The organism is Enterobacter sichuanensis, assembly GCF_002939185.1.
Taxonomy (GTDB): Bacteria; Pseudomonadota; Gammaproteobacteria; order Enterobacterales; family Enterobacteriaceae; genus Enterobacter; species Enterobacter sichuanensis.
The window spans coordinates 25,449-49,503 of the sequence record NZ_POVL01000039.1; the positions used below are offsets into that span (position 1 = coordinate 25,449).

The window sequence follows — 24,055 nt, forward strand, 5'->3', positions numbered from 1 at the left end:
CATTGTAGCGAACTCTTTAGTTGACAACTGAGCAATAAATAACCGAATGAAGATTATTCAAGGAACAGTTTGCGCAGATACTTCGGTACCGCGTTATCAGCGTTAGAACCAATCACTTCCAGTTCCGGGTGCAGATCTTTCAGACGCTGGTGCGCGTTCTGCATGATACAGCCCTTACCTGCCATTGATAGCATTTCGGCATCGTTCATGCCGTCACCAAAGGCGATACAATCTTTCAGCCCAAAGCCCAGACGTTTCGCGACCGCTTCCAGGGCGTGGCCTTTGGAGACACCTCCCGCCATCACTTCCAGACAGGTCAGCGTTGAGAAGCTGACATTAACGCGATCGCCCCAGCGGGCGTTGATCGCCTGCTCCAGCGGGAGCAGCTCTTCATGGCTGTCGCAGGTGAAGAACACTTTACTGATGCCATCCGGCTCCAGCAGGCCTGGTTCATACAGGGAGTAGTTGAATACCGCTTCTTTGAAGAAACGCATTTCATCCGGGCGATGGCGGTTCATGAACCAGTCGTCATCGCGATAAACGTTAGTGACGATAGCCGGATTATTGTGCACCACACCGAACAGATCGGCAGCAATATCGCGATCCAGGTTGTGCGTAAAGATCAGATTGCCGTCGGTATCATGTACGCGCGCACCGTTGGAGGTGATCATGTACGATTTGATCTCAAGATTATCGCGGATCTGCCCCACGTCTACGTGGTGGCGGCCGGTGGCAAACACAAAGTTCACGCCCCGGGCAGTCAGCAGCTTTAAGGTCTCTTTCGCGTAAGGCGACAGGGTGTGGTCGGGGGAGAGCAGCGTGCCATCTAAATCAGATGCAACAACCTGGTACATAGGAAAATTTAACCTCAATAGACAATCAGTTATGCCGGTCGAAAAACTCGACGATGGCGTTAAGCGCGACTGAGCGCATAGCGTCCTTTTCAAAAAGGATCTCATGGTACGCGCCGTTGATAACCAACGGTTTTCCCCCTTCACAAGGGTGGCCGGCGGCAGCGCGGAGTTCACAAAAGCGGTCATGCATGCGGTTATCCACCACACGCTCTTCTTCAGCCTGAATCAGGAGGGTTGGCGTGTCATCATTCGCGACGCCTGCCAGAACCTGCTCACCGGCAAGGATCCCTTCACGTACCCAGTGATATGTCGGGCCGCCCACGCGCAGGCGCGGCTCATCGGCATAAAAACGCAGGTTACGACGATAGCGCTGTCGGCTGTGCGTCAGGACGTTCATCGCAAAGGGCAATGCTCGCCAGCGCCCCGTTCCGATGGCATAGCCTTCCCGAATGCGCTGATGGCCCTCAGCCCAGTCGAGAATATGACGTACCATCCAGTCAGGAAAACGCATGACGATGCCATACATCGGCGCGGTGAGCGCAATGGCGTCGCACTGATGCGGGTGGCGCTGTAAGAACAGCGTTGAAATCGCACCGCCCATCGAGTGTGCCAGGATATAGCGCTTCCGCCAGGGGCCAGGCTCGACCTCCTGCTGCCAGAACGCGGCGAGATCGTCGACGTAATCACTGAAGTTATCCACATGGCCGCGATGCGTGTCCGATAACAGGCGGCCGGAAAGCCCCTGCCCGCGATGGTCGATAATCAACACATCGAAGCCAAGATGGAACAGGTCATAGGCCAGTTCGGCGTATTTGACGTAGCTCTCGATACGCCCGGGGCAGACCACAATGACCCGGTCATTTTTCTTATCGCGAAAACGCACAAAGCGTACCGGAATATCACCGACACCCGTAAACTCATCTTCCTCACGCTGGCGCCAGAAATCGGTCAGCGGCCCCATGGAGAAAGCAGCAAATGCGTTTTCTCGTGTTTCCCAGTCCTTTTTCTGCTGAAACATCGGGTTTCTACTCACCTAAGCCAAGGAATATCGTTTTTTCGTCACCGGTCACAAAATGACTCAACAATAGCGTATTGTGGCATAAAAACAGACGATTCGGGAGTTTCAAATGACCTTCGAGTGGTGGTTCGCTTACCTGCTGACATCCATCATCCTTAGCCTTTCACCAGGCTCGGGCGCCATTAACACCATGACCACCTCCATTAATCACGGCTATCGCGGTGCGGCGGCGTCGATTGCTGGTTTGCAGGCCGGACTGGGCATTCACATCGTGCTGGTCGGGATTGGTCTGGGCACCCTGTTCTCCCGCTCGGTGCTGGCGTTTGAAGTACTGAAATGGGCCGGGGCAGCGTATCTGATCTGGCTGGGTATTCAGCAGTGGCGCGCGGCGGGCTCCATCAACCTGAACACGCTCGCGCAGACGCAAAATCGTGGCCATCTGTTTAAGCGTGCGGTGTTCGTTAACCTGACCAACCCGAAAAGCATCGTCTTCCTCGCCGCGCTGTTCCCGCAGTTTATCGTGCCGCATCAGCCCCAGGTGATGCAGTACGTGGTGCTGGGCGCGACCACCATTATCGTTGATATCATCGTGATGATTGGTTACGCGACGCTGGCGCAGCGAATTGCGGCATGGATTAAAGGGCCTAAACAGATGAAGGCCCTGAATAAGGTGTTTGGTTCGCTGTTCATGCTGGTTGGCGCGCTGCTTGCGTCAGCGCGTCACGCTTAGCGAGAAATGATGAGATGAATACCGAAGCCGGCGAACAGCGCGCCGGCGAAGCCGTCAATCCACTTCGCGATGCGCTGGTAGCCACGGCGCATCGCCGGTAAGGCAAACAGGCTCGCCACGATGGTGAACCAGGCAAACGTCTCAACCACGATCAGCAGGAAGATCCCCCAGCGTGCGCCCGCGCCAACGCTGTCGCCGACAAAGAGCGAGAAGACAGAGCCGAAATAGATAATCGCTTTCGGGTTCGCCAGGTTGGTCAGCAGACCTTTTACAAAACTGCGGCCGCCCGTTGCCAGCTCAATCTTTGGCTCTTGCGGTTTTTTCTCTTCTTTCTTCAGCGCCCCGCGCAGCATCTGGTAGCCCATCCAGCACAGATACAGGCCACCGCCAACCATAATGATGTTATGCAGCCAGGCCATTTTCGCCAGAATCAGGTTCAGGCCAAGCAGCGCCACCGCCGCCCAGACCATAACGCCCATGGTGATACCCAGCACGCCCATCATCGCCTCTTTGCGGGAGCGGCTGACCGCGGTTTGTGATACGAAGAAGAAGTCAGGGCCCGGGCTCATCAGCGCAACGATGTGCACTAACGCCACGGTGAGAAATAGCATTAACATAATTCGCTCGCGGGGAAATAATTCAGTGAGTCACCATCCTGGCACTTTTTCGCCCGGCTGACTACTCCTCATCATCACCGTCAGCATGGGAACGGATAAGCGCCATAAACTCCTTACCAAAACGCTCCAGCTTGCGCGTGCCAACGCCGTTAACGCTGAGCATTTCGCTGGCGCTCAGCGGCATCTGTTCGGCCATCTCGATCAGCGTCGCGTCGTTGAACACCACGTAAGGCGGGATGTTTTCTTCATCGGCGATGGCTTTACGCAGCTTGCGCAGTTTGGCAAACAGCTTGCGGTCGTAGTTGCCGCCGTACGATTTTTGCATCACTCGCGGCTTCAGGGCGATAACGCGCGGCACGGCAAGCTTCAGTTCAACGTCCCCCCTCAGCACCGGGCGCGCGGCTTCGGTGAGCTGAAGCGCGGAGTGCTGGGCGATGTTCTGTGTGGCAAAACCGAGGTGAATCAGCTGACGAATAATGCTGACCCAGTGCTCGTGACTCTGATCCTTGCCAATACCGTAGACCGGCAGCTTGTCGTGGCCCATATCTCGGATACGCTGGTTATTGGCACCACGCAGCACTTCCACCACGTAGCCCATCCCGAAGCGCTGATTCACACGATAAATGGTCGAGAGCGCCTTACGCGCGTCCATCAGACCATCGTACTGTTTCGGCGGATCGAGGCAAATATCGCAGTTGCCACACGGCTCCTGTCGCCCTTCACCAAAGTAGTTGAGCAGCACCAGGCGACGGCAGGTTTGCGCTTCGGCAAACGCGCCCATCGCGTTGAGCTTGTGCCGTTCGATATCCTGCAGCTGTCCCTGCGGCTTCTCTTCCAGGCAGCGGCGCAGCCACGCCATATCAGCCGGATCGTAGAACAGCATCGCTTCCGCAGGCAGACCGTCACGCCCGGCGCGACCGGTTTCCTGATAGTAGGATTCGATATTGCGTGGAATGTCGAAGTGCACCACAAAGCGCACGTTTGGCTTGTTGATCCCCATGCCGAACGCCACCGTCGCCACCACAATCTGCAGGTCGTCGCGCTGGAATTTTTCCTGCACGTCGGCGCGGATGTGGTTTTCCAGCCCGGCATGGTAAGCCGCCGCGCTAAAGCCGCGGTTTTGCAGGCGCGCGGCGGTGTCCTCCACCTTCGCACGGCTGTTGCAGTAGATGATGCCGGACTTGCCGCGCTGCTCCTGCACGTAGCGTAAAAGCTGATCCAGCGGCTTGAATTTTTCCATCAGCATATAGCGGATGTTGGGGCGGTCGAAGCTGCTGACCTGAATATAGGGGTCGTTCAGCCCCAGCAGGCGAACAATATCCAGACGGGTAGTGTCATCTGCCGTGGCGGTAAGCGCCATAAACGGCAGCTCGGGGAAGCGCTGACGCAGCTGACCGAGTGCGGCGTATTCCGGACGGAAATCGTGTCCCCACTGGGAGATACAGTGCGCTTCATCCACCGCCAGCAGCACCGGGTTCCAGTGCGCGAGATGGTCGAGGAAGTTATCCAGCATCAGGCGTTCGGGCGCGATATACAGCAGGCGGATCTGCCCGGTGCGGCACCCGGCCATCACTTCCTGCTGCTGCTCGCGGGATTGCGTGGAGTTAAGGCAGGCCGCCGCCACGCCGTTAGCGAGCAGCTGGTCCACCTGGTCTTTCATCAGCGAAATCAGGGGCGATACCACCACCGTCAGGCCGTTAAGCACCAGCGCGGGCACCTGATAACAGAGCGATTTACCGCCGCCGGTTGGCATCACCACCAGGCAGTCGCGGCCTTCCAGCACCGTTTCAATGATGGTTTCCTGGCCAGGGCGGAACTGCTGGTAGCCAAAGGTTTCATGCAAAACCTGTTTAGCCAGCGACTCCTGATTCAATACTTCCGCCTGCGCCACATTAACCCCATCTGCGAAAAATAAAACAGGCGCTATTTTCAGCGCCTGAGAGAGAAACTTCAACGTTTAACGCAAAAACATTCGAGCTGCCTAGAGAATGTCGTTCAGCATCACGCCCACGCCGACACGGGTCTGGTTGAAGTTATAGTCGATAAGCGACTCGCCGTAACCGCTGTAGACCTGCGTATAGATACGCACGTGCTTCGTCATTGGGTAGCTTAAGCCCACTTCCGCACCGCCGTAACCGGTGTTCCAGTTATACTGGCCCTTCGCGCTCAGCACGGCATCGCCCAGCTGATAGCCGACTTTAAGCTGGTAGTAGCCCATGTATTTGGTGATGTCCGGGTTGTCATCGGTTTCGCCCACCACATACCACGGCTTCACCTCCACCATCCAGTTGCCGTTCTGCGCCATCAGGCGCGTATAGGCGCGGTTCCAGCTACGGGAAGTCGGGTCGGAACGGCCATTAGAATCATGGTTAAAGCCCACTTCGACGTCACGCAGTGTCCAGCCCGCAAACTCATAATCCGTTGCAAAACCGAGGAACAGCTGTGGCTCATAGTTGGTTTCACGGAACGGGGAGGACTCTCCGCTGTTAGAGAGCTGCCACCAGGATTTCTGCGTGTAAGACGCGCCCAGCACCGAGTTCGGCCCCAGAATGCCGCGCCAGAACGGGAAGGCCAGGCTGAGCTGGAACTTCACCTCATCTTTACGCGCATTATCAGACCAGTTATAGGAGCTTATCGCCTCTTTGTTGAGGTCGCTGGTCTGGGTGTAAATCACGTAGTTGGCGTCATACGGATAGAGCGTGAACGGATTGTCATGCTCCTGAAGTAGGTTGGCGATAATGCTGCCGTGAACGGCAGGTTTGTCATGCACCTCTTTGATCGTCGCTTCCTGCGCATACGCTGTGAGGGGCAGCGAAACCGCCGCCAGTAACCAGGCCAGATACGTCCGCATCGGTGGTGTTCTCCTGCAAAAGAGTAAATTTCGTTGAATAGTTATGTGGCAGTCATTCTACAGACTTCTGCGACAACTGCTGCATCCTCGTTTCTGAAAGTGGAATTCCTTATTGCTGAGGCATAAAATCAACATTTCATTAACAATAAGGATGTGATGCCTCATGTCAGCCATGCTTACCGCCGATGAAGTGTTAAAACTCGTGGGCGAGATTTTTGTTTACCATATGCCGTTTAACCGTGCGCTGGGACTGGAGCTGGAGCGTTATGAAAAGGACTTTGCCCAGCTGAGTTTCAACAACCAGCCGATGATGGTGGGTAACTGGGCGCAAAGTATTTTACACGGCGGGGTGATTGCCTCCGCGCTGGACGTCGCGGCAGGCCTGGTCTGTGTGGGCAGCACGCTGACCCGCCATGACACCATCAACGAAGACGAACTTCGCCAGCGTCTGGCACGCATGGGCACTATCGACTTACGCGTTGACTATCTTCGCCCGGGGCGCGGAAATCGCTTTACCTGTACCAGCAGCCTGCTGCGCGCGGGCAACAAAGTTGCCGTGGCACGCGTTGAATTACACAACGAGGAACAGGTCTATATCGCCAGCGCAACTGCCACTTATATGGTGGGTTGAGGCTGCAAAATCGGGTAAAATTATTTCACTTTTTTGTAACGGATTTTCCCGATGGATGCTAAACAGACGCGGCAGGGCGTTTTACTCGCCCTTGCCGCTTATTTTATTTGGGGTATCGCCCCGGCGTATTTCAAGCTTATCGCCGACGTTCCGGCCGATGAGATCCTGACTCACCGCGTCATCTGGTCGTTCTTCTTTATGATTGCGCTGATGAGCCTCAGCCGTCAGTGGTCAGGCGTCAAAACGCTGCTGCAAACCCCGAAGAAGATTTTCCTGCTGGCGCTCTCTGCCGTGCTGATCGGCGGTAACTGGCTGCTGTTTATCTGGGCAGTGAATAACCACCACATGCTCGAAGCGAGTCTGGGGTACTTCATTAACCCGCTGGTGAATATTGTGCTGGGGATGATTTTCCTCGGCGAGCGCTTCCGACGTATGCAGTGGGTGGCCGTCATTCTGGCCTTCTGCGGCGTGATGGTACAGCTCTGGACCTTCGGCTCGTTGCCGATTATTGCCCTCGGCCTGGCGTTCAGCTTTGCCTTTTATGGCCTGGTGCGTAAAAAGATAGCTGTCGAAGCACAAACCGGCATGCTGTTTGAAACCCTGTGGCTGCTGCCGGTTGCGGCGATTTATCTTTTCGGCATCGCCGACAGCCCGACCAGCCATATGGGCAGCAACCCGTGGTCGCTGAATCTGATGCTGATGGCGGCAGGTGTGGTAACGACGATCCCACTGCTGTGCTTCACCGGTGCGGCGACGCGCCTGCGTCTCTCTACCCTGGGCTTCTTCCAGTATATTGGCCCGACGCTGATGTTCCTGCTGGCGGTGGTGTTTTACGGTGAAGTGCCGGGTGCGGATAAAATGGTGACGTTCGCTTTTATCTGGGTGGCGCTGGCGATTTTTGTCGCCGATGCGATTTACACCCAGCGCAGGGCCCGCAAAGGAATGTAGGTGTTTTGTAGGGCGGGTAAGCGCAGCGCTACCCGCCAGATGTTTACAGCCAGTTACGACGCTTAAAGTACAGATACGGCGCTAGCCCGGCGAGGATCATAAAGATAATCGCCCCCGGGTAACCAAAGCTCCACTTCAGCTCCGGCATAAACTCAAAGTTCATCCCGTAGCTGGAGGCCACCAGCGTCGGCGGCAGGAACACCACGGATACCACCGAGAAGATCTTGATGATGCGGTTCTGCTCGATGTTGATAAAGCCCATCGCCGCCTGCATCAGGAAGTTGACCTTCTGGAACAGGGATTCGTTGTGCGGCAGCAGAGATTCGATATCGCGCAGGATCTCCCGCGCCTGCTCCAGCTGGCCGCCCGGCAGACGCGCCTTGCGCACCAGGAAGTTCAGCGCGCGCTGGGTATCCATCAGACACAAACGCACTTTCCAGCCGATATCTTCCAGCTCCGCCAGGGTGGAGAGCGCTTCGTCGTACTCATCGCCCTGATGGCCTTCCATGATGACACGGCTCAGCTTTTCCAGATCGCTGTAGATGTTTTCAATCTCGTCCGCCAGCTGTTCAATTTTGGTCTCGAACAGGTCGAGCAGCAGCTCCCAGGCATTACCGTCATTTAATGGCTGGCTGCGGGCGCGCATGCGGTAGAGACGGAATGCCGGCAGCTCACGCTCGCGCAGGGTAAACAGGCGGCCATCACGAATGGTAAACGCCACGGTGGAGTTTCCCGCGTGGTCTTCGGCATCTTCAAAGAAGAAGAAAGAGTGAATGTGCAAACCGTCTTCGTCTTCAAAAAAACGCGCAGATGCTTCGATGTCTTCCAGTTCCGGGCGTGTCGCCAGGCTTTGTCCCAGCTCAGATTGTACGCGAAGGCGTTCATCGTCGTCCGGCTCGACCAGATCCACCCATACGGCATCAATGAGGGGCTGTGACTCTTCGGCTTCAAGCCGCGTCAGTCGGTTATTTTCGAGTTGAAATGCGCTCAACATGACCGGGACTCCCAATGCAAAAAAAATCGGACAGTTCGGTGGGCACACAGAAACAAATTGGGTTTCAGACCATTAAACAGCCTGACTCAGCGCGACGGGAATAATGCAGTCGCTGACAACCACTAAGGCCATCAGCAAGAGGAGATAGCCTTAGGAGTTGTTCCTGGATGACAGGGAATTGAGCCAGTATCTACTGGGTGTGTCCAAGGCGAATGTCCTCTTAGCGTAATCGTGCGCGCATGTTACGCCAGCTATAACTGTGGCGTCAACACGCAACGGAACGCTGAAGGGCATTAATTGACCTTCAACGTATAAGGTTAGCAGATTATTACAAAATAATGATATTTTTCTGAATCTTACACCGTTTCCAGCTTCGCGTAGGCTGCCACCAGCCATTTGATTCCCTGCCCCTGGAACGCCACCTGCAGGCGGCTGTGCTCACCGCTGCCTTCCAGATTCACAATGGTCCCTTCGCCAAACTTAGAATGGCGCACACGTTGGCCCAGCTTGTAGCCGGTGTCGGTTTCCGCCATCGGCGCTCCCATCCGCTGATGACTGACCGGACGGCTGATGCTGGCACGCAGACGCACCTCTTCCACGCACTCCTCCGGCAGCTCACCGATAAAGCGCGACGGGCGGTGATAGACCTCTTTACCATACAGGCGGCGGGTTTCGGCGTAGGTCAGCGTCAGCTTTTGCATCGCTCGCGTCACGCCGACATAGGCCAGACGACGCTCCTCTTCCAGGCGTCCGCCTTCATCCAGCGACATCTGGCTCGGGAACATTCCCTCTTCCATACCGACGATAAACACCTGCGGGAACTCCAGACCTTTGGCGGAGTGCAGGGTCATCAGCTGAACCGCATCCTGCCAGGTGTCCGCCTGCCCTTCGCCCGCTTCCAGCGCAGCGTGAGAGAGGAACGCCTGCAGCGGCATCAGGTCTTCATCTTCTTCGTTGTAACTGAACTGGCGCGTTGCCGTCACCAGCTCTTCTAAGTTCTCAATACGGGTCTGGCCTTTCTCGCCTTTTTCCTGCTCGTACATGGTGCGCAGGCCGGAGTCTTTGATCACCCGGTCGGTCTGCACGTGCAGCGGCATGTCGGCCGTTTCCTGCGCCAGCGCGTCAATCAGCTCGAGGAAACGCTGCAGGGCGCTGGCAGCGCGGCCGGCAAGGGCTTTTTCCTGCAACAACTCGCGGCACGCCTGCCACAGCGTCAGCTGGCGATCGCGCGAGGCCTGGCGCACCACGTCCAGCGTGCGGTCACCAATGCCACGGGTTGGCGTGTTGACCACGCGCTCAAACGCCGCGTCGTCGTTACGGTTGGCAATCAGGCGCAAATACGAGAGCGCGTCTTTGATTTCCTGACGTTCGAAGAAGCGCATACCGCCGTAAATGCGGTATGGCATCCCCACCTGCAGCAGCGCCTCTTCCAGCACGCGCGACTGGGCGTTGCTGCGATAGAGAATGGCACACTGTTCCAGCGCGCCACCGTTGTCCTGCCAGGTTTTAATGCGGTTCACCACGAAGCGGGCTTCATCGAGTTCGTTGAAGGCGCAGTAAATCGAAATCGGTTCGCCGTCGACGCCGTCGGTCCACAGTTTTTTCCCCAGACGCCCGTTGTTGTTTTCAATCAGGGCGTTGGCCGCGCTCAGGATATTGCTGGTTGAGCGGTAGTTCTGCTCCAGACGGATGGTCTGTGCGCCCGGGAAGTCATTGAGGAAGCGCTGGATATTCTCTACCTGCGCCCCGCGCCAGCCGTAGATTGACTGGTCGTCATCACCCACGATCATTACCTTGCCGGTATCGCCGGCCAGCAGGCGGATCCACGCGTACTGGATGTTGTTGGTATCCTGGAATTCGTCCACCAGAATATTGGTGAAGCGTTCGCGGTAGTGCTGCAGGATATGCGGTTTGTTGAGCCACAGCTCGTGGGCGCGCAGCAGCAGCTCGGCGAAATCCACCAGGCCGGCGCGATCGCACGCTTCCTGATAGGCCTTGTAGACGTTCTGCCAGGTCTGCTCGACCGGGTTGCCGAAGCTCTGAATGTGGTGCGGGCGCAAGCCTTCGTCTTTCTGGCCGTTGATGTACCACATCGCCTGACGCGGTGGCCACTGCTTCTCGTCAAGGTTCATCGCCTTAATCAGGCGTTTGAGAAGACGGAGCTGGTCTTCGCTGTCGAGGATCTGGAAATCCTGCGGCAGATTGGCATCCATATGGTGCGCGCGCAGCAGACGGTGCGCCAGGCCGTGGAAGGTGCCGACCCACATGCCGCCCTGGCTGGTGCCCATCAGCTGGGCGATACGGTGGCGCATCTCCGCCGCCGCCTTGTTGGTAAACGTGACCGCCATGATGGAGTACGGCGAGCAGTTCTCCACGCTCTGCAGCCAGGCGATACGGTGAACCAACACGCGTGTCTTACCACTGCCCGCCCCCGCCAGCACCAGCAGGTTGGTGCGCGAGGCGGCAACCGCGTCACGCTGTTTGTCATTAAGGCTGTCGAGCAGGTAAGAAACGTCCATTGGCACCGTCACGTCATGTCGGGCAGGCGAATAGCATTCGCCAAAACCCTGTTAATTTATACAGAACAATTGATGATTATATCAGCGTCGTGAGGGATGCCAACCGCGAAATTTCCAGGTGTGGCAGAAGACGGCTATCGGAGGCGATCATCAGGTCGGCGTTTTCCGGCTTGATCCAGCAGGCCTGCATGCCGCAGCGGATGGCTCCGGCCACGTCTGTGGTCAGGTCATCCCCCACGTGCAGGATCTGACCCAGCGGCAGGTTCAGCTTTTCCGCCGCCAGATGGTACATATCGTTAAACGGCTTCGCGCGCCCGTGGGGGCCCGCACGCAGCACAAATTCAAAGTAATCACTCAGGCCAAACAGCTCCGGCTGGGCATTGCCGTTGGTGATCGCCACCAGCGGCCATTTTTCGGCAAGGGCAGTCAGCGTGTCGTGGGTCTCCTGCGGCACGTCGATACGGCTGCGCCATTTGGCGAAGTGTTCCATTGCCGCTTCAGCCCCAATGGCTGCATCCTGTACGCTGAGCCCTGCGTTGAGCATCGCCTGCTCAACCGCGCGGCGACGCCATTCGGTCACGTCGTGGTAAATCTCCGGCTCGGTCTCCCGCAGGGACTGACGCAGCTTCTGGAAGTCCTTGTTCTGTATCGTCTTCAGCGCCGGATGGTAGTTCTGGACAAACGCCAGCGACTCCTGCTCGGTACGCAGAATCACGTCGCGGTTGTCATAAAGGGTGTCATCAAGGTCAAACGTCAGGGCGGAGATCTGACCGAGTGGGCGGTAAAAACGCATTATTTCCCCCGTTTGGCGCGTGGATGCGCCGCGTCGTACACCGAGGCAAGGTGTTGAAAGTCTAAGTGGGTATAAATTTGAGTGGTCGACAGATTCGCGTGGCCGAGCAGTTCCTGCACGCCGCGCAGATCGCCGCTCGACTCAAGCATGTGTGTCGCAAAGGAGTGGCGCAGCTTGTGCGGGTGAACGTGGCTGTTAAGCCCCTGCTTAATGCCCCACTCCGCAAAGCGCTTCTGCACGTTACGCGCCGAGATCCGCTTGCCGAGTTTCGACAGGAACAGCGCATCCTCTTCTGCGCCAAACAGCCCGCGCAGATCCAGCCAGTGCTCAATCCAGGAGACCGCATTGCGGCCAATCGGCAGGCGGCGCTCTTTGCTGCCCTTGCCCATCACCCACACTTCGCCGGTCTCCAGGTCGAGATGTTTTACATCAAGGTTAACCAGCTCCGAGAGACGTAGCCCGGCACCGTACATCACCTCCAGCATCGCGCGGTCGCGCACGGCCAGCGGATCGTTCAGATCGATATCCAGCAGGCGGTTGACGTCGTCAACGTCGATATTTTTCGGCAGATGGCGCGGGGCTTTCGGCGTGGCGATCCCTTTTGCCGGATTGGCTTTTAAGCCTCCCTGGCTGACCAGCCAGTCGAAGAAACTGCGCAGGGCGGAGAGCCTCAACGCCAGACTTGCGGGACTGAGATTTTTTTTACGGCTACGCACAACGAACCCGCGTACCGTCGCAGCATCACATTGTTGCCAGCTTTTCAGGCCGATTTCGTCGGCAATCTGCATGATGGCATCAAGCTGACGCTGATAGTTGAGCAGGGTAATAGGGCTAAGCTGACGCTCCACGCCCAGATAGCGCAGAAAGCGGGAGACGTCTGTGGCGAGCAATCCGTCCATCATACGCGCTCAATCCAGCGCTCCAGCAGCTCAGGCAGCATCAGGGCAATCTCCTGCAGCAGGTGCGTGGCCTGCCCGCGCTCGTAGTGATGCGCGTCGCGGCTGGTAAATAAGATGACCCCCAGATCGCCATCGCGCCCCATCAGAGACATCGCTACCGAACCAATCGCTTTGGCCTCCGGCAATACCACCAGCAGTTCGGGTCCGTTCAGCGGTCCCAGATAGTGATGCTCATGGCCCAGACGCTGAATGCGCAGCGGTTCAAACGCCTGACGGCTAAGTGCCAGATGGGTAAATCCCGACGGCGCGCCAATGCGCCAGCGGTCAGGGAAAAGACGGATCGTTGCGCCCGCCAGCCCAAGCTCGCGCGCCCAACGATGAAAGCGGCTGAGGAACTCTTCGAGGCTGTGCGCCGACGCCAGACGCGCCTGCAGATGGAGCAGACGGTAGAACAGACTTTCGTTTGTACTCGCCTGTTCCATCAGCAGCGTCATGTTCTCTTCAAGCTGACTGATGTGGTTGCGCGAGCGCGCCATATGCCATTCGACCAGCGACACGGTTCCGCGAACCGGATGTGGCACGCGCATCTCTTCGACGACGCGTGCATTGCGAATAAAAAACTCAGGATTGCGCAGCAGATAATCAACAACAGCCCTGTCGTCCAGTTCCGTCACTGTTTCCTGCAGTTCTTCCCCTGGTTGTTTCATAGATGGATAAACCCGTCATAGACATGTGCCGCCGGGCCAGTCATATACAGTGGATGACCCGGTCCTTTCCAGGCGATATCAAGCCGACCGCCTGGTAACTCCACGCGCACCTCTTCTGCCAGTAACCCCTGAGAGATGCCCACGGCCACCGCCGCACAGGCGCCGCTTCCACAGGCCTGCGTCTCGCCCGCGCCGCGCTCGTAAACCCGCAGACGGATGTGCTCGCGTTTCACCACCTGCATAAAACCGATGTTCGCGCGCTCCGGGAAACGTTCGTGGCTCTCCAGCACCGGGCCGAGGGTTTCGACGGCGGCCGTTTCCACATCATCAACCTGAATCACGCAGTGCGGGTTACCCATTGAGACGACGCCGCACAATACTGTCTGCTCGGCCGCACGCATAATATAGGTCTTTTCCGCTTTGTTTGCGCGAAACGGCACGACGGAAGGCTCGAAGTTTGGCTCGCCCATGTTCACCCGCACCAGCTCATCATCGGTGACGCTGAGCACCATACGACCATTGGCCGTACTGACGCGAATATCACGCTTGTTGGTCAGCCCTTTCAGGCGGACAAAGCGGGCAAAACAGCGCGCGCCGTTGCCGCACTGATTCACTTCGCTGCCATCCGCGTTAAAAATACGGTAGTGGAAATCGAGGTCGGGATCGTACGGTGGTTCAACCACCAGCAGCTGATCGAACCCCACGCCCAGATGCCGATCCGCCAGGCGGCGGATCAATTCCGGGGAGAAAAACACATTCTGCGTTACCGCGTCGACGACCATAAAATCGTTGCCAAGGCCATGCATTTTAGAGAACTGCATCATTTGCTCCATTGCGCGGGTACAGAACGTTGTCGTCAGAGATTAACCTGAGTCGGGCCGCCGTTGTTGCCACGATCGTTAGTATCTGGCGTAGAAGACTCAATACCGCTGTTGACCGGTTTCGTCGGCGGTGGTGCGGTTTTATCCGCTGGCGGGAAGTACAGCGGTCCCTTCAGTCCGCAGCCAGTCAGGCTAAACAGCGTGATGAGAACGGCAAGCGTTCGGAAAGCGTTTTTCATTATAAAGTTGCCCGTAAGTTCAAATCTGTTTCTATCATCGCAGGAGAAGACACAAAAGCAAGAGTTTGCCGCTTTCCTGCAACGGGATTTATTTAGGGTTATACTGCCGGCATCACGAAAAACAGGAACAAAACCATGAACGACAGTGAATTCCATCGCCTTGCCGACACCCTGTGGATGACCATTGAAGAGCGTCTTGACGACTGGGACGGCGACAGCGATATCGATTGTGAAATCAACGGCGGTATTCTGACCCTGAGCTTCGAAAATGGCAGCAAAATTATTATTAACCGCCAGGAGCCGCTTCACCAGGTATGGCTGGCGGCCAGACAGGGCGGCTATCATTTCGATCTGAAAGACGGGGAGTGGGTTTGCGACCGCAGCGGCGTACCGTTCTGGGATCTGCTGGAACAGGCGGCGACCGCGCAGGCGGGCGAGGAAGTCAGTTTCAGATAATTTTGTTGCCCGGTGGCGGCTACGCCTTACCGGGCCTACAACAACTAGAACTGTAGGCCGGGTAAGCGCAGCGCCACCCGGCGAAAAGAGTCAAGAGAAGTACTGCTGCAACAGCGGCGCGGTGTCCTGATTGGCAGGGGCAGCAGGCGTTACGGTCTGAGTCCGGAACGGAATCACCTGCGCACGGCCATCAACGTTCACAATCTGGTAGAACTGCGGCAGGTTAAAGTTGATAAAGCTTGAGCCGTAGGTGAACCGGTCATGCGAAGAGGAGTAGAAGCGGCTGACGTCGCGCACCAGCTCCTCTTTACTGCCTTCACAGTGGTGATAAACCTCGGCGCGGTTGGTCTCATCCAGAATGTAGATGTTGAAACCGGCATCATCGCCCGACTCTTCAAAGAAGAACTGAATAATCCCTTCACTGGCAAAACCATCCACCACCTGCGGCAGCTTAACGTGGTTGGTTTCCACCTGCACCGACAGACCATGCAGTTTGTTGTGCGAAATCGCCCCATAGAACTCGATGGCGTTTTCCAGCTTCTGTACTGACACATTGAGACGTTCGAAGAACAGGCCCCAGGTCTGGCCGGAAACGCGCAGCGCTTTAAAGCGGCCGGTTTCCTGACGGGTACTGGAGAGACGCAGCTCAATACATTCCGAGACCAGCTGCTGCACGCGGGTACGAATCAACCCACGCAGATGCTGGCTGTAGCAGAACACTTCCACGCTGTCCGGCGGCGCGGCATCCTGGTGCATCTTGCCGAGAATGGTTTTCAGCGCTTCGATCATCGCCTGCTCGCCGTTGAAGTGCAGGGTACGCACTTCGTTCCACGAGTTGCGGTACAGCAGATCCACGCTACCCACCAGGCAGTTTTGCTGCTCGCCAAAGCTAAAGACGTCCAGCTTGCGGAAGTCGAAATGAACCACCTGATTGCGGAAGGCCGCCGTCGGGTCGTATTCCAGGTTAACGATGATCGCCAGATGGCGGATCTCGCACGGGCTGTAGAGCGCTTTCGGCGTGGGTGCCGGCAGGCGCAGCGGGAAGTGGTGGGAGACATCCGCCACCATCTCCTGCAGTTTAGCGAGATCGACCACCTCGTTGCCTTTGATGAACAGGCGCGTGCGTGAGGTCAACAGGCCGTTAAACCAGGCCCAGGCCACCAGCTTGTTCAGGTAGCGGTTATACTCCAGCGGCTGATGGCTGATGATCGAGTCCATGCTGGGGGCACGGTTATACAGATACCACCCGGTGCGGTTCGCGCGGCCCGGCGGAACATAGATAAAGGTCAGGTTCGGTTCTGACAGGTCAGGCGAAATCTGTGGGTTAACCAGGGTCACTTTACCCGGCAGCGCTTCAAACGCGGCGTACAGTTTACGGGTCAATACCCCGATGTCCTGCGGGCTGGCGGAAACGCTGAGGTTGTTACGGCGCGCAAAGCGGATCAGATTACGGTAGCTTTGCATCATCGCATCGAGCAGTTCGTTGTGCGCTTCACGCACCTGATCGATTTTCCAGTTGGCCCGGTTGTCGAGCATGGAGAGACGCTCTTCGCCCCATCCCCACTCTTTCACTAACTGCGTGACCACTTCACGACGCCAGCCGACGCAGGCGCGCTCGCGGCTCAATTTCTCACACACTTTGAGATAGAAACATCGACGCACCAGGTCGAGACGCGTGGTGTCATCAATAGCTTTCAGGTATTCGGTCACGCGCTCCAGCATCATGCAGTAAGCGTCCAGCCCGAAGGAGACAATTTCCCCGTCGTGCAGACGCTGCTTGATATCTTTCGCCAGCAGGCGTGGCGTGGGGTATTCCCAGGAATAGGCTTCAAGCAGCAGCGTTTTCAGCACCGCTTTGTACGGTGAGTCGATGCTCTTATAGAGCTGCCAGAGGCTTGCGCCAAAGTACTCTTCGGCTGACAGCGAGCTCAGGCCGCCGAGGTCCAGCCATTCGTTTGGCGTCAGTACGCCCTGCGCATAAAGCGACATGACGTAATCGTCGTAATGCTCTTCTTCTTCGCACGGGACCATATTCCACAGAATACGCTTCCCGGCCAGGCGCACAGCAGTACGGTAAAATTCATCCAGCAACAGGATGTGCTGGGTCGAGCCGCAGTCCTCACCACCCAAACTGCCGCTTTCGTTATGGCGGAAACGGTTTTCATCAATCAGGAAGAAGCTCACTTCCACGCCGAGCGACGCCGCCCAGCTCTCCAGCAGGCTGCATTTACGCTGCAGCAGCTGACGCTCTTCGTTATCGAGCCAGGATTGATGACAGACCCAGATGTCGAGGTCTGACGAACAGCTTTGCCCTACCGATGAGGTACTCCCCATCGAGTAAACCCCGGTAATCGGCAGTTCACCCTTCGGAGACTCCTGTGGCGGCATGCCGCGGTAGAGTTCCAGTTCGTTGAGATAATGCTGTTGGGTTTCATCAGGCGTGAAGAGGCAAATGCCCTTGGGAACGTTACCGTCAAGGTAGCCAGGCATTAGCGGATGGTGATAGTGCAATAATGTCGGCAGCAGACTGTAAACCTGCTGGAAAGCAGGTCCCATAGCAGCAAGCGCGCGATCCACACGCAGTTGATTTATGGCATCCAGTCTCTGTTTCAGAGTCTCAATATAGAGGTACAAGACGTATCGCCTGATGTTTCCGGGTATCGCATGCTATTCAAAACACGAATAACAGCGGGCCCCGCAGTATTTCAAAAAGATAACCGTTACCCTTTTTCGCCTTATCATTATGCTGGTACCGACGAAAAAATGGTCTAAAACGTGATCAATTTAACACCTTGCCGATTGACCGTAAAGAAAGTTGCGCTACATACAAAGTGTAGCACCGTTCTGTACGTGTAAATTCCTTAATACGGCTGTGGCTGACGAATACGCCGCCTTGTCCCTCTCACTCTTCATCAACCGTAAAACTGCCATCCCAGAGTCAACAATGTTAGGATGGTTGGCGATTGATAATGACGGTAACAAGCATGTTAGACAATGTTTTGAGAATTGCCACACGCCAAAGCCCTCTCGCGCTCTGGCAGGCACATTATGTTAAGCAGCGCCTTGAAGCCTGCCACAGTGGATTGCGCGTCGAGCTGGTGCCGATGGTCACGCGCGGTGATGTGATCCTGGATACGCCACTGGCGAAAGTGGGCGGCAAGGGCCTGTTTGTCAAAGAACTGGAACTGGCATTGCTTGAGAACCGCGCCGATATCGCCGTACATTCGATGAAAGACGTGCCCGTCGAGTTCCCGGAAGGGCTGGGGCTGGTGACCATCTGCGAGCGCGAAGATCCGCGTGATGCGTTTGTCTCTAACCGCTACGACTCGCTCGATGCGCTGCCTGAGGGAAGCGTGGTTGGCACGTCCAGTTTACGTCGCCAGTGTCAGCTGGCGGCGCGTCGTCCCGATCTGATCATTCGCTCGCTGCGCGGTAACGTCGGCACGCGTCTGGGCAAACTGGATAACGGTGATTACGATGCCATTATTCTCGCCGTTGCCGGGCTGAAGCGTCTGGGGCTGGAAGAACGCATTCGCGTGGCACTGCCGCCAGAACTGTCGCTGCCGGCTGTTGGCCAGGGTGCCGTCGGCATTGAGTGCCGTCTGGACGATGCGCGTACCCGCGAGTTCCTTGCCCCGCTGAACCATGACGAGACCGCTATCCGCGTAAAAGCCGAGCGTGCGATGAATACCCGCCTCGAAGGGGGGTGTCAGGTGCCGATTGGCAGCTATGCTGAATTGACGAATGGTGAACTGTGGCTGCGCGCGCTGGTCGGCGCGCCGGACGGTTCGCAGATGGTGCGCGGTGAACGTCGTGGCAACGCGCAGGATGCCGAACAGCTTGGCGTCTCGCTGGCAGAAGAGTTACTGGATAACGGCGCCCGCGAAATCCTGGCTGACGTTTATAATGGAGAACCCCCTGCATGAGTATTCTTGTCACCCGCCCTTCTCCCGCAGGAGAGCAATTAGTGAGCCGTCTGCGCGCACTGGGGCAGGTGGCCTGGAGTTTTCCGCTGATTGAATTCTCCCCGGGTCGGGAGCTCTCTGCGCTCGCCGACCAGATGAATACCCTTCAGGACGGTGACCTGCTGTTTGCGTTATCGCAACATGCCGTGGAATTTGCCCACGCGCAGCTGCAACAGCAGGGTCTGCCCTGGCCAACTGCCCCCCGCTATTTCGCGATTGGCCGCACAACAGCACTGGCGCTGCATACCGTAAGCGGCGCGGACGTTCGTTACCCGTTAGATCGGGAAATCAGTGAAGTCTTGCTACAATTACCTGAATTACAAACTATTGCTGGAAAACGTGCGCTGATATTACGCGGTAACGGCGGACGCGAACTGATAGGTGAAACGTTGCAGGAGCGCGGGGCTAACGTGACGTTCTGCGAATGCTACCAGCGTTGTGCAAAACATTATGACGGTGCAGAAGAGGCGATGCGCTGGCATACGCGCGGCATTAATACACTGGTCGTGACCAGCGGTGAAATGCTGCAGCAGCTCTGGTCACTTGTGCCGCAATGGTATCGTGAAAACTGGTTACTCCACTGTCGGCTTCTGGTCGTCAGTGAGCGTCTGGCGAACCAGGCCCGGGAGCTGGGCTGGCATGATATTCGGATCGCTGATAACGCCGACAACGATGCGCTGCTGCGCGCATTACAATAACTCTCAAATGGGAAGCCATAATGACGGAACACGATAAATCCTCCGCCGTGGTTGAAGAGACCAGGGAGACTGTGGAGACAACACCACAGCCAGAGACGACTGAGAAAACCGCTGAGAAGAAAAACGGCAGCAACAAAACGAGCCTCACGCTGAGCGCGATTGCCATCGCCATTGCGCTGGCAGCCGGGGTGGGTCTGTACGGTCTGGTAAAACAACAGAGCGCTAACCAGACTTCTACCAGCGATGCGCTGGTGAATCAGCTCAGCGCCCTGCAAAAAGCGCAGGAGACACAGAAAACTGAACTGGAATCGGTGATTAAACAGCAGGCCGCCGCGCTTGCCGAAGCGAACAGCAAACAGGAAGAACTGACCAAACAGCTGGGCGAAGTGCAGCAGAAGGTCGCCACGATCTCCGGTACCGATGCCAAAACCTGGTTGCTCTCGCAGGCTGACTTCCTGGTGAAGCTCGCCGGACGTAAGCTCTGGAGCGATCAGGACGTCACCACTGCCGCTGCGCTGCTGAAAAGCGCCGATGCAAGCCTGGCAGACATGAACGATCCAAGCCTTATCACCGCACGTCGCGCGATCACCGAAGACATCGCCAGCCTCTCTGCCGTCTCGCAGGTGGATTATGACGGCATTATCCTTAAAGTGAATCAGCTTTCGAATCAGATTGATAACCTGCAGCTGGCGGATAACAACGACGACGACTCCCCGATGGATTCCGACGGGACCGAGCTTTCCAGCTCCCTGAGCGAATGGCGCGTGAACCTGCAAAAAAGCTGGCAGAACTTTATGGACAGCTTTATCACGATTCGCCGCCGCGACGAAACCGCGGTCCCGCTGCTGGCGCCGAACCAGGATGTCTATCTGCGCGAAAATATTCGTTCCCGCCTGCTGGTGGCCGCTCAGGCCGTGCCGCGTCATCAGGAAGAGACTTACAAACAGGCGCTGGATAACGTCTCAACGTGGGTACGCGCTTACTACAACACCGATGATGCGACGACCACCGCCTTCCTTGAAGACATTGATAAACTGAGCCAGCAGAACATCACCATGAACGTGCCGGACAAGCTGGCCAGCCAGCCGATTCTGGAAAAACTGATGCAGACGCGCGTACGCAATCTTCTGGCGCAGCCGGGCGTACCGGCAGAGCAGACGGGCGGAGCGGCACCCGCTCCTGCTTCCGCACCGGCGCCTGAAAGCGCGCCGCAAGGAGAGTAATGATGCTAAAAGTCCTCTTACTCTTCGTTCTGCTGATCGCCGGGATCGTGCTGGGGCCGATGCTTGCCGGCCATCAGGGCTACGTCCTGATCCAGACCGATAACTACAACATCGAAACCAGCGTAACGGGCCTGACGATCATTCTGATCCTCGGCGTAGTGGTGCTGTTTGCGCTCGAATGGATCCTGCGCCGTCTTTTCCGCACCGGTGCCCACACGCGCGGCTGGTTCGTTGGCCGTAAGCGCCGCCGCGCCCGTAAGCAGACCGAACAGGCGCTGCTTAAGCTCGCAGAAGGTGACTATCAGCAGGTTGAAAAGCTGATGTCGAAAAATGCCGACCATGCCGAGCAGCCGGTGGTGAACTACCTGCTTGCTGCCGAAGCGGCGCAGCAGCGCGGTGATGAAGCCCGCGCCAATCAGCACCTGGAACGGGCGGCTGAGCTGGCGCATGGCGACCCGATTCCGGTGGAAATTACGCGCGTACGTCTGCAGCTGGCACGCAATGAGAACCACGCGGCCCGCCACGGTATCGACCGCCTGCTGGAAGTCGCGCCACGTCATCCGGAAGTGCTGCGTCTTGCCGAGCAGGCCTATATCCGTACCGGTGCGTGGGGCTCGCTGCTGGACATCATTCCGTCGATGGCGAAGGCCGATGTTGGCGATGATGAGCACCGTGATGAGCTTCAGCGTCTGGCGTGGATTGGCCTGATGGACCAGGCGCGCGCCGATCTCGGCAGCGACGGTCTGAAAACGTGGTGGAAGAACCAGAGCCGTAAAACGCGCCAGCAGGTTCCACTGCAGGTGGCAATGGCGGAACATCTGATTGAATGTGACGATCATGACACCGCCCAGGAGATCCTCCTCGACGGTCTTAAGCGTCAGTACGACGATCGTCTGGTGATGGTGATCCCGCGCCTGAAAACCAACAATCCTGAGCAAGTCGAGAAAGTGCTGCGTCAGCAGATTAAAACCGTCGGCGATCGCCCGCTGCTGTGGAGTACGCTCGGTCAGTCGTTGATGAAGCACGGCGAATGGCAGGAGGCGAGCCTTGCCTTCCGCGCGGCGCTGAAACAGCGTCCGGATGCCTTCGACTATGCGTGGCTTGCCGATACGCTGGACAAGCAGCATAAGCCGGAAGAGGCGGCAGCGATGCGCCGCGATGGGTTATTGCTGACGCTGCGAAATAACGGCAGCCAGCAATAAATAAAAAGGAGGCCAGACGGCCTCCTTTTTTTATCGCCTTTCTCCTGCTACATTCTTTACACCCTAATCCGCAAACGAACCCGCCAATGTAACGATGTCTTTTCATTAACCTTTTTTCACACACGCGCATTTTCTGCAGCGTGGATTAAATCGTTTTTGAAAGGAAATCGTCATGAACTCGCTTATGTATGCGCTTATTGAAGCGCTACGCTGCCATCGCTGGCTGCGCCTGCTTGCCTGTGCCTTTATTTTTTCTTCGCTGGGGAATGGGTTAACCCAGGTGGTGGTCTTCGGGTTGCTGTTAGCGTGGTCAGCCCCGCCCGCTCTGCTCACCCTCGCTTTTCTTTTTGCTACGATCCCGGGATTTATCGGCAGCCTGATCGGCGAAAAGCTATGCTCACGCTATTCTCCCCTGTCCCTGCTGATACTGACCGAAGCACTGGGCTTGCTCGCCCTGCTCTTTCCCTTGCTTGGCGTGGGTTATCACAGCATTGCCGCGCTACTCGCCGTGCAGTCCACCGAAGCGCTGCTCAGCGGGATGAGCTGGCCCGCGTTGACGTTGCTTTTTAAGCGCGGCCTTAGTGAAGCGGAACTGCCTGCGGCAACCTGTCTGGAAAATGTGATTTTTGCCTCGCAGGTGTTGTTAGGCACCGGACTCGGCGTAGTGTTGTTCCAGAAGATATCCGTGTTTACCTTGCTGGCGATTGATGCCGCCAGCTTTGTCGGGTCCCTGTTTTTGCTGTGGCTAGCTGGACGCCGGTTATCTGCGCCAGCGCTGCCGATCTCCGGCAAAAAGGAGGTACCGGTGGCGTTACGCTGGGGGACATTGACCGTTCGACAAAAACGCAGCCTGCTCATTCTGCCGGCGCTGGCAGCCGTCGGCTCACCGGCCATGGCGCTTCTTCCGGCACTGGCGCAGCAACTCCACCCTCAGGATGCGGCGGGCCTTGCCCTGCCTCTGCTTTTCGCGAGGAGCATGGGGCAACTTTGCGGCCCCCTGCTGTTAAAAAAAGAGAGTCTTACCCGCTTTGTGGTTCACACACCGCGACTCATCGTTTGTCTCGGCATCTTTTTGGCCGCTTATGGAATACTGCCGTTGTTGTCCGGGTGGGTGGTATATGCGCCGGGGATGATCTTTATCGCACATCTGGCCTCGAATGTTCTCTTCGCGGCTGGCACGTTCGGCATTCTCAGTAGTTTTCATTTTGCACAAACCGCTTCAGCCAGCGGTAAAGCCTGGCGCTGGCAAACGCTCAGCGCCTCTCTTTTCACCGGCATTGCCGCAATGGTGGCAGTTGGGTTTGGCTCAGTGCAGGCGCTTTATATGGTCTCGTCAGCCGCCCTGCTGTTGGTGGCCCTGATCATGCGCCGGTATCGGGAATAAGGCATAAAAAAACGCCTGCTATAAAAGCAGGCGTTAAAACAGGTCTGTAAGACAACATATTTGGTGCTTCACTCAACGTTGTGTCCATGGTGTTTGATGAGGCCGAAGCGACATCTGTCAGTGGACGATAAGCACCGTAAATGGCTCTGCGTCATTCCTGAGTTTATGAGGCACTAAGGCGAACATAAGAGATGGAATGAGCATCTACACGCATATTATTGCATGTAACGTGCCAACATGACACCAGGAAGTTTTACATGGCGCAACATTTTAAGATAAAAGGAAATTATGCTGTTGAGCGTCGTCTTAAGCCCGACAACATATCGTTCAATACAGAAATATGTCGCCAGGAGGAGACAGCAAAACACATATCCTGGAAAACACTTTATTTTCAATATGTTGAATGTCGCTGAATCGCGACAATAAGATGGAGTGCTGTCGGGGAATCACTACAGGGAAGAAAAGTGGCAGAAAACAAAAAACCCCGCCGAAGCGGGGTTCAAAAT

General features: G+C 56.7%; 23 protein-coding genes. 9 read left to right on the forward strand and 14 right to left on the reverse strand.

Translation table 11 applies throughout. The features are described 5' to 3' along the window. Positions 1–53 precede the first annotated feature (53 nt). Together yigL and pldB are read right to left on the reverse strand one after the other, a co-directional pair. Positions 54–854, reverse strand: coding sequence for a sugar/pyridoxal phosphate phosphatase YigL (yigL, locus tag C5687_RS16820; RefSeq protein ID WP_025757535.1), 801 nt, complete (start codon positions 852–854; stop codon positions 54–56). 25 nt (positions 855–879) lie between these two features. Then, complete coding sequence (gene pldB / locus C5687_RS16825; RefSeq protein ID WP_104557413.1) at positions 880–1,872, reverse strand: lysophospholipase L2; 993 nt, start codon at positions 1,870–1,872, stop codon at positions 880–882. Between the two features lie 109 nt (positions 1,873–1,981). Here pldB and rhtB point away from each other — a divergent pair, with 109 nt between their 5' ends. Next, positions 1,982–2,602 (forward strand): homoserine/homoserine lactone efflux protein, encoded by a 621-nt coding sequence (gene rhtB, locus C5687_RS16830; RefSeq protein ID WP_047959687.1) that lies wholly within the window; start codon positions 1,982–1,984, stop codon positions 2,600–2,602. On the opposite strand, the gene rhtC is transcribed toward rhtB, so the two are convergent. The 3 genes from rhtC to pldA all read right to left on the reverse strand — a co-directional run bounded on the left by rhtC (position 2,599) and on the right by pldA (position 6,070). Continuing rightward, positions 2,599–3,219: a threonine export protein RhtC gene (rhtC, locus tag C5687_RS16835; RefSeq protein ID WP_104557414.1), complete on the reverse strand. Its 621-nt coding sequence runs from the start codon at positions 3,217–3,219 to the stop codon at positions 2,599–2,601. The genes rhtB and rhtC overlap by 4 nt on opposite strands. A gap of 61 nt (positions 3,220–3,280) precedes the next feature. After that, a complete protein-coding gene (gene recQ / locus C5687_RS16840) occupies positions 3,281–5,110 on the reverse strand; it encodes an ATP-dependent DNA helicase RecQ (protein WP_104557415.1) in 1,830 nt (609 codons plus the stop codon). Between the two features lie 90 nt (positions 5,111–5,200). Next, complete coding sequence (gene pldA, locus C5687_RS16845; RefSeq protein WP_104557416.1) at positions 5,201–6,070, reverse strand: phospholipase A; 870 nt, start codon at positions 6,068–6,070, stop codon at positions 5,201–5,203. Positions 6,071–6,233: 163 nt separating this feature from the next. Here pldA and yigI point away from each other — a divergent pair, with 163 nt between their 5' ends. Together yigI and rarD are read left to right on the forward strand one after the other, a co-directional pair. Next, positions 6,234–6,701, forward strand: a complete 468-nt coding sequence (yigI, locus tag C5687_RS16850; protein ID WP_025757543.1) for an acyl-CoA thioesterase YigI — start codon at positions 6,234–6,236, stop codon at positions 6,699–6,701. A 51-nt stretch (positions 6,702–6,752) separates the two neighbouring features. Next, entirely contained in the window at positions 6,753–7,649 is an 897-nt protein-coding gene (gene rarD, locus C5687_RS16855) for an EamA family transporter RarD (protein WP_045285580.1), read from the forward strand. A gap of 43 nt (positions 7,650–7,692) precedes the next feature. Here rarD and corA read toward each other — a convergent pair whose 3' ends face one another. The 8 genes from corA to lptM form a co-directional block, all read right to left on the reverse strand. After that, positions 7,693–8,643, reverse strand: a complete 951-nt coding sequence (corA, locus tag C5687_RS16860) for a magnesium/cobalt transporter CorA (protein WP_025757547.1) — start codon at positions 8,641–8,643, stop codon at positions 7,693–7,695. Between the two features lie 150 nt (positions 8,644–8,793). Beyond that, positions 8,794–8,850 carry a YsgD/CorL family protein gene (gene ysgD, locus C5687_RS25095; RefSeq protein ID WP_212743980.1) on the reverse strand — a complete coding sequence of 19 codons (57 nt, stop codon included), beginning with the start codon at positions 8,848–8,850 and terminating at the stop codon, positions 8,794–8,796. 149 nt (positions 8,851–8,999) lie between these two features. Beyond that, on the reverse strand, positions 9,000–11,162 hold the full coding sequence (gene uvrD, locus C5687_RS16870) for a DNA helicase II (protein ID WP_104557417.1): 2,163 nt from the start codon (positions 11,160–11,162) through the stop codon (positions 9,000–9,002). Between the two features lie 76 nt (positions 11,163–11,238). Beyond that, a complete protein-coding gene (gene yigB, locus C5687_RS16875; protein ID WP_025757549.1) occupies positions 11,239–11,955 on the reverse strand; it encodes a 5-amino-6-(5-phospho-D-ribitylamino)uracil phosphatase YigB in 717 nt (238 codons plus the stop codon). After that, a complete protein-coding gene (gene xerC, locus C5687_RS16880; RefSeq protein ID WP_025757550.1) occupies positions 11,955–12,857 on the reverse strand; it encodes a tyrosine recombinase XerC in 903 nt (300 codons plus the stop codon). Before xerC ends, yigB begins: the two co-directional genes overlap by 1 nt. Continuing rightward, positions 12,854–13,561, reverse strand: coding sequence for a DUF484 domain-containing protein (locus C5687_RS16885; RefSeq protein WP_059385453.1), 708 nt, complete (start codon positions 13,559–13,561; stop codon positions 12,854–12,856). The genes xerC and C5687_RS16885 overlap by 4 nt, the downstream gene beginning before the upstream one ends. Then, entirely contained in the window at positions 13,558–14,382 is an 825-nt protein-coding gene (gene dapF / locus C5687_RS16890) for a diaminopimelate epimerase (protein WP_008501545.1), read from the reverse strand. Before dapF ends, C5687_RS16885 begins: the two co-directional genes overlap by 4 nt. Positions 14,383–14,417: 35 nt before the next feature. Beyond that, on the reverse strand, positions 14,418–14,621 hold the full coding sequence (lptM, locus tag C5687_RS16895) for an LPS translocon maturation chaperone LptM (protein ID WP_013099260.1): 204 nt from the start codon (positions 14,619–14,621) through the stop codon (positions 14,418–14,420). A 135-nt stretch (positions 14,622–14,756) separates the two neighbouring features. On the opposite strand from lptM, the gene cyaY reads away from it, so the two are divergent. Continuing rightward, positions 14,757–15,077 (forward strand): iron donor protein CyaY, encoded by a 321-nt coding sequence (gene cyaY / locus C5687_RS16900; protein ID WP_104557418.1) that lies wholly within the window; start codon positions 14,757–14,759, stop codon positions 15,075–15,077. Positions 15,078–15,167: 90 nt separating this feature from the next. Here cyaY and cyaA read toward each other — a convergent pair whose 3' ends face one another. After that, positions 15,168–17,711 (reverse strand): class I adenylate cyclase, encoded by a 2,544-nt coding sequence (gene cyaA, locus C5687_RS16905; protein WP_025757556.1) that lies wholly within the window; start codon positions 17,709–17,711, stop codon positions 15,168–15,170. 350 nt (positions 17,712–18,061) lie between these two features. Between cyaA and hemC the strand changes: the two genes are divergently transcribed. The 5 genes from hemC (at position 18,062) to C5687_RS16935 (ending at position 23,549) form a co-directional block, all read left to right on the forward strand. Then, complete coding sequence (gene hemC / locus C5687_RS16915) at positions 18,062–19,003, forward strand: hydroxymethylbilane synthase (RefSeq protein WP_146086290.1); 942 nt, start codon at positions 18,062–18,064, stop codon at positions 19,001–19,003. Then, positions 19,000–19,740: a uroporphyrinogen-III synthase gene (hemD, locus tag C5687_RS16920; protein WP_104557420.1), complete on the forward strand. Its 741-nt coding sequence runs from the start codon at positions 19,000–19,002 to the stop codon at positions 19,738–19,740. The genes hemC and hemD overlap by 4 nt, the downstream gene beginning before the upstream one ends. Positions 19,741–19,760: 20 nt before the next feature. After that, positions 19,761–20,963 (forward strand): uroporphyrinogen-III C-methyltransferase, encoded by a 1,203-nt coding sequence (gene hemX, locus C5687_RS16925; protein ID WP_025757560.1) that lies wholly within the window; start codon positions 19,761–19,763, stop codon positions 20,961–20,963. A 2-nt stretch (positions 20,964–20,965) separates the two neighbouring features. Continuing rightward, positions 20,966–22,165, forward strand: a complete 1,200-nt coding sequence (hemY, locus tag C5687_RS16930; RefSeq protein WP_047959695.1) for a protoheme IX biogenesis protein HemY — start codon at positions 20,966–20,968, stop codon at positions 22,163–22,165. A gap of 172 nt (positions 22,166–22,337) precedes the next feature. Then, on the forward strand, positions 22,338–23,549 hold the full coding sequence (locus C5687_RS16935) for an MFS transporter (protein WP_104557421.1): 1,212 nt from the start codon (positions 22,338–22,340) through the stop codon (positions 23,547–23,549). Positions 23,550–24,055 lie beyond the last annotated feature (506 nt).

Coding starts and splice junctions, on each gene's coding strand:
- uvrD (WP_104557417.1), bottom strand. CDS start 11,162: ATGGACGTTTCTTACCTGCTCGACAGCCTTAATGACAAACAGCGTGAC.
- yigI (WP_025757543.1), top strand. CDS start 6,234: ATGTCAGCCATGCTTACCGCCGATGAAGTGTTAAAACTCGTGGGCGAG.
- hemY (WP_047959695.1), top strand. CDS start 20,966: ATGCTAAAAGTCCTCTTACTCTTCGTTCTGCTGATCGCCGGGATCGTG.
- yigB (WP_025757549.1), bottom strand. CDS start 11,955: ATGCGTTTTTACCGCCCACTCGGTCAGATCTCCGCCCTGACGTTTGAC.
- cyaY (WP_104557418.1), top strand. CDS start 14,757: ATGAACGACAGTGAATTCCATCGCCTTGCCGACACCCTGTGGATGACC.
- C5687_RS16885 (WP_059385453.1), bottom strand. CDS start 13,561: ATGAAACAACCAGGGGAAGAACTGCAGGAAACAGTGACGGAACTGGAC.
- hemX (WP_025757560.1), top strand. CDS start 19,761: ATGACGGAACACGATAAATCCTCCGCCGTGGTTGAAGAGACCAGGGAG.
- dapF (WP_008501545.1), bottom strand. CDS start 14,382: ATGCAGTTCTCTAAAATGCATGGCCTTGGCAACGATTTTATGGTCGTC.
- corA (WP_025757547.1), bottom strand. CDS start 8,643: ATGTTGAGCGCATTTCAACTCGAAAATAACCGACTGACGCGGCTTGAA.
- yigL (WP_025757535.1), bottom strand. CDS start 854: ATGTACCAGGTTGTTGCATCTGATTTAGATGGCACGCTGCTCTCCCCC.
- xerC (WP_025757550.1), bottom strand. CDS start 12,857: ATGATGGACGGATTGCTCGCCACAGACGTCTCCCGCTTTCTGCGCTAT.
- hemD (WP_104557420.1), top strand. CDS start 19,000: ATGAGTATTCTTGTCACCCGCCCTTCTCCCGCAGGAGAGCAATTAGTG.
- lptM (WP_013099260.1), bottom strand. CDS start 14,621: ATGAAAAACGCTTTCCGAACGCTTGCCGTTCTCATCACGCTGTTTAGC.
- pldB (WP_104557413.1), bottom strand. CDS start 1,872: ATGTTTCAGCAGAAAAAGGACTGGGAAACACGAGAAAACGCATTTGCT.
- hemC (WP_146086290.1), top strand. CDS start 18,062: ATGTTAGACAATGTTTTGAGAATTGCCACACGCCAAAGCCCTCTCGCG.
- rhtB (WP_047959687.1), top strand. CDS start 1,982: ATGACCTTCGAGTGGTGGTTCGCTTACCTGCTGACATCCATCATCCTT.
- rarD (WP_045285580.1), top strand. CDS start 6,753: ATGGATGCTAAACAGACGCGGCAGGGCGTTTTACTCGCCCTTGCCGCT.
- rhtC (WP_104557414.1), bottom strand. CDS start 3,219: ATGTTAATGCTATTTCTCACCGTGGCGTTAGTGCACATCGTTGCGCTG.
- pldA (WP_104557416.1), bottom strand. CDS start 6,070: ATGCGGACGTATCTGGCCTGGTTACTGGCGGCGGTTTCGCTGCCCCTC.
- C5687_RS16935 (WP_104557421.1), top strand. CDS start 22,338: ATGAACTCGCTTATGTATGCGCTTATTGAAGCGCTACGCTGCCATCGC.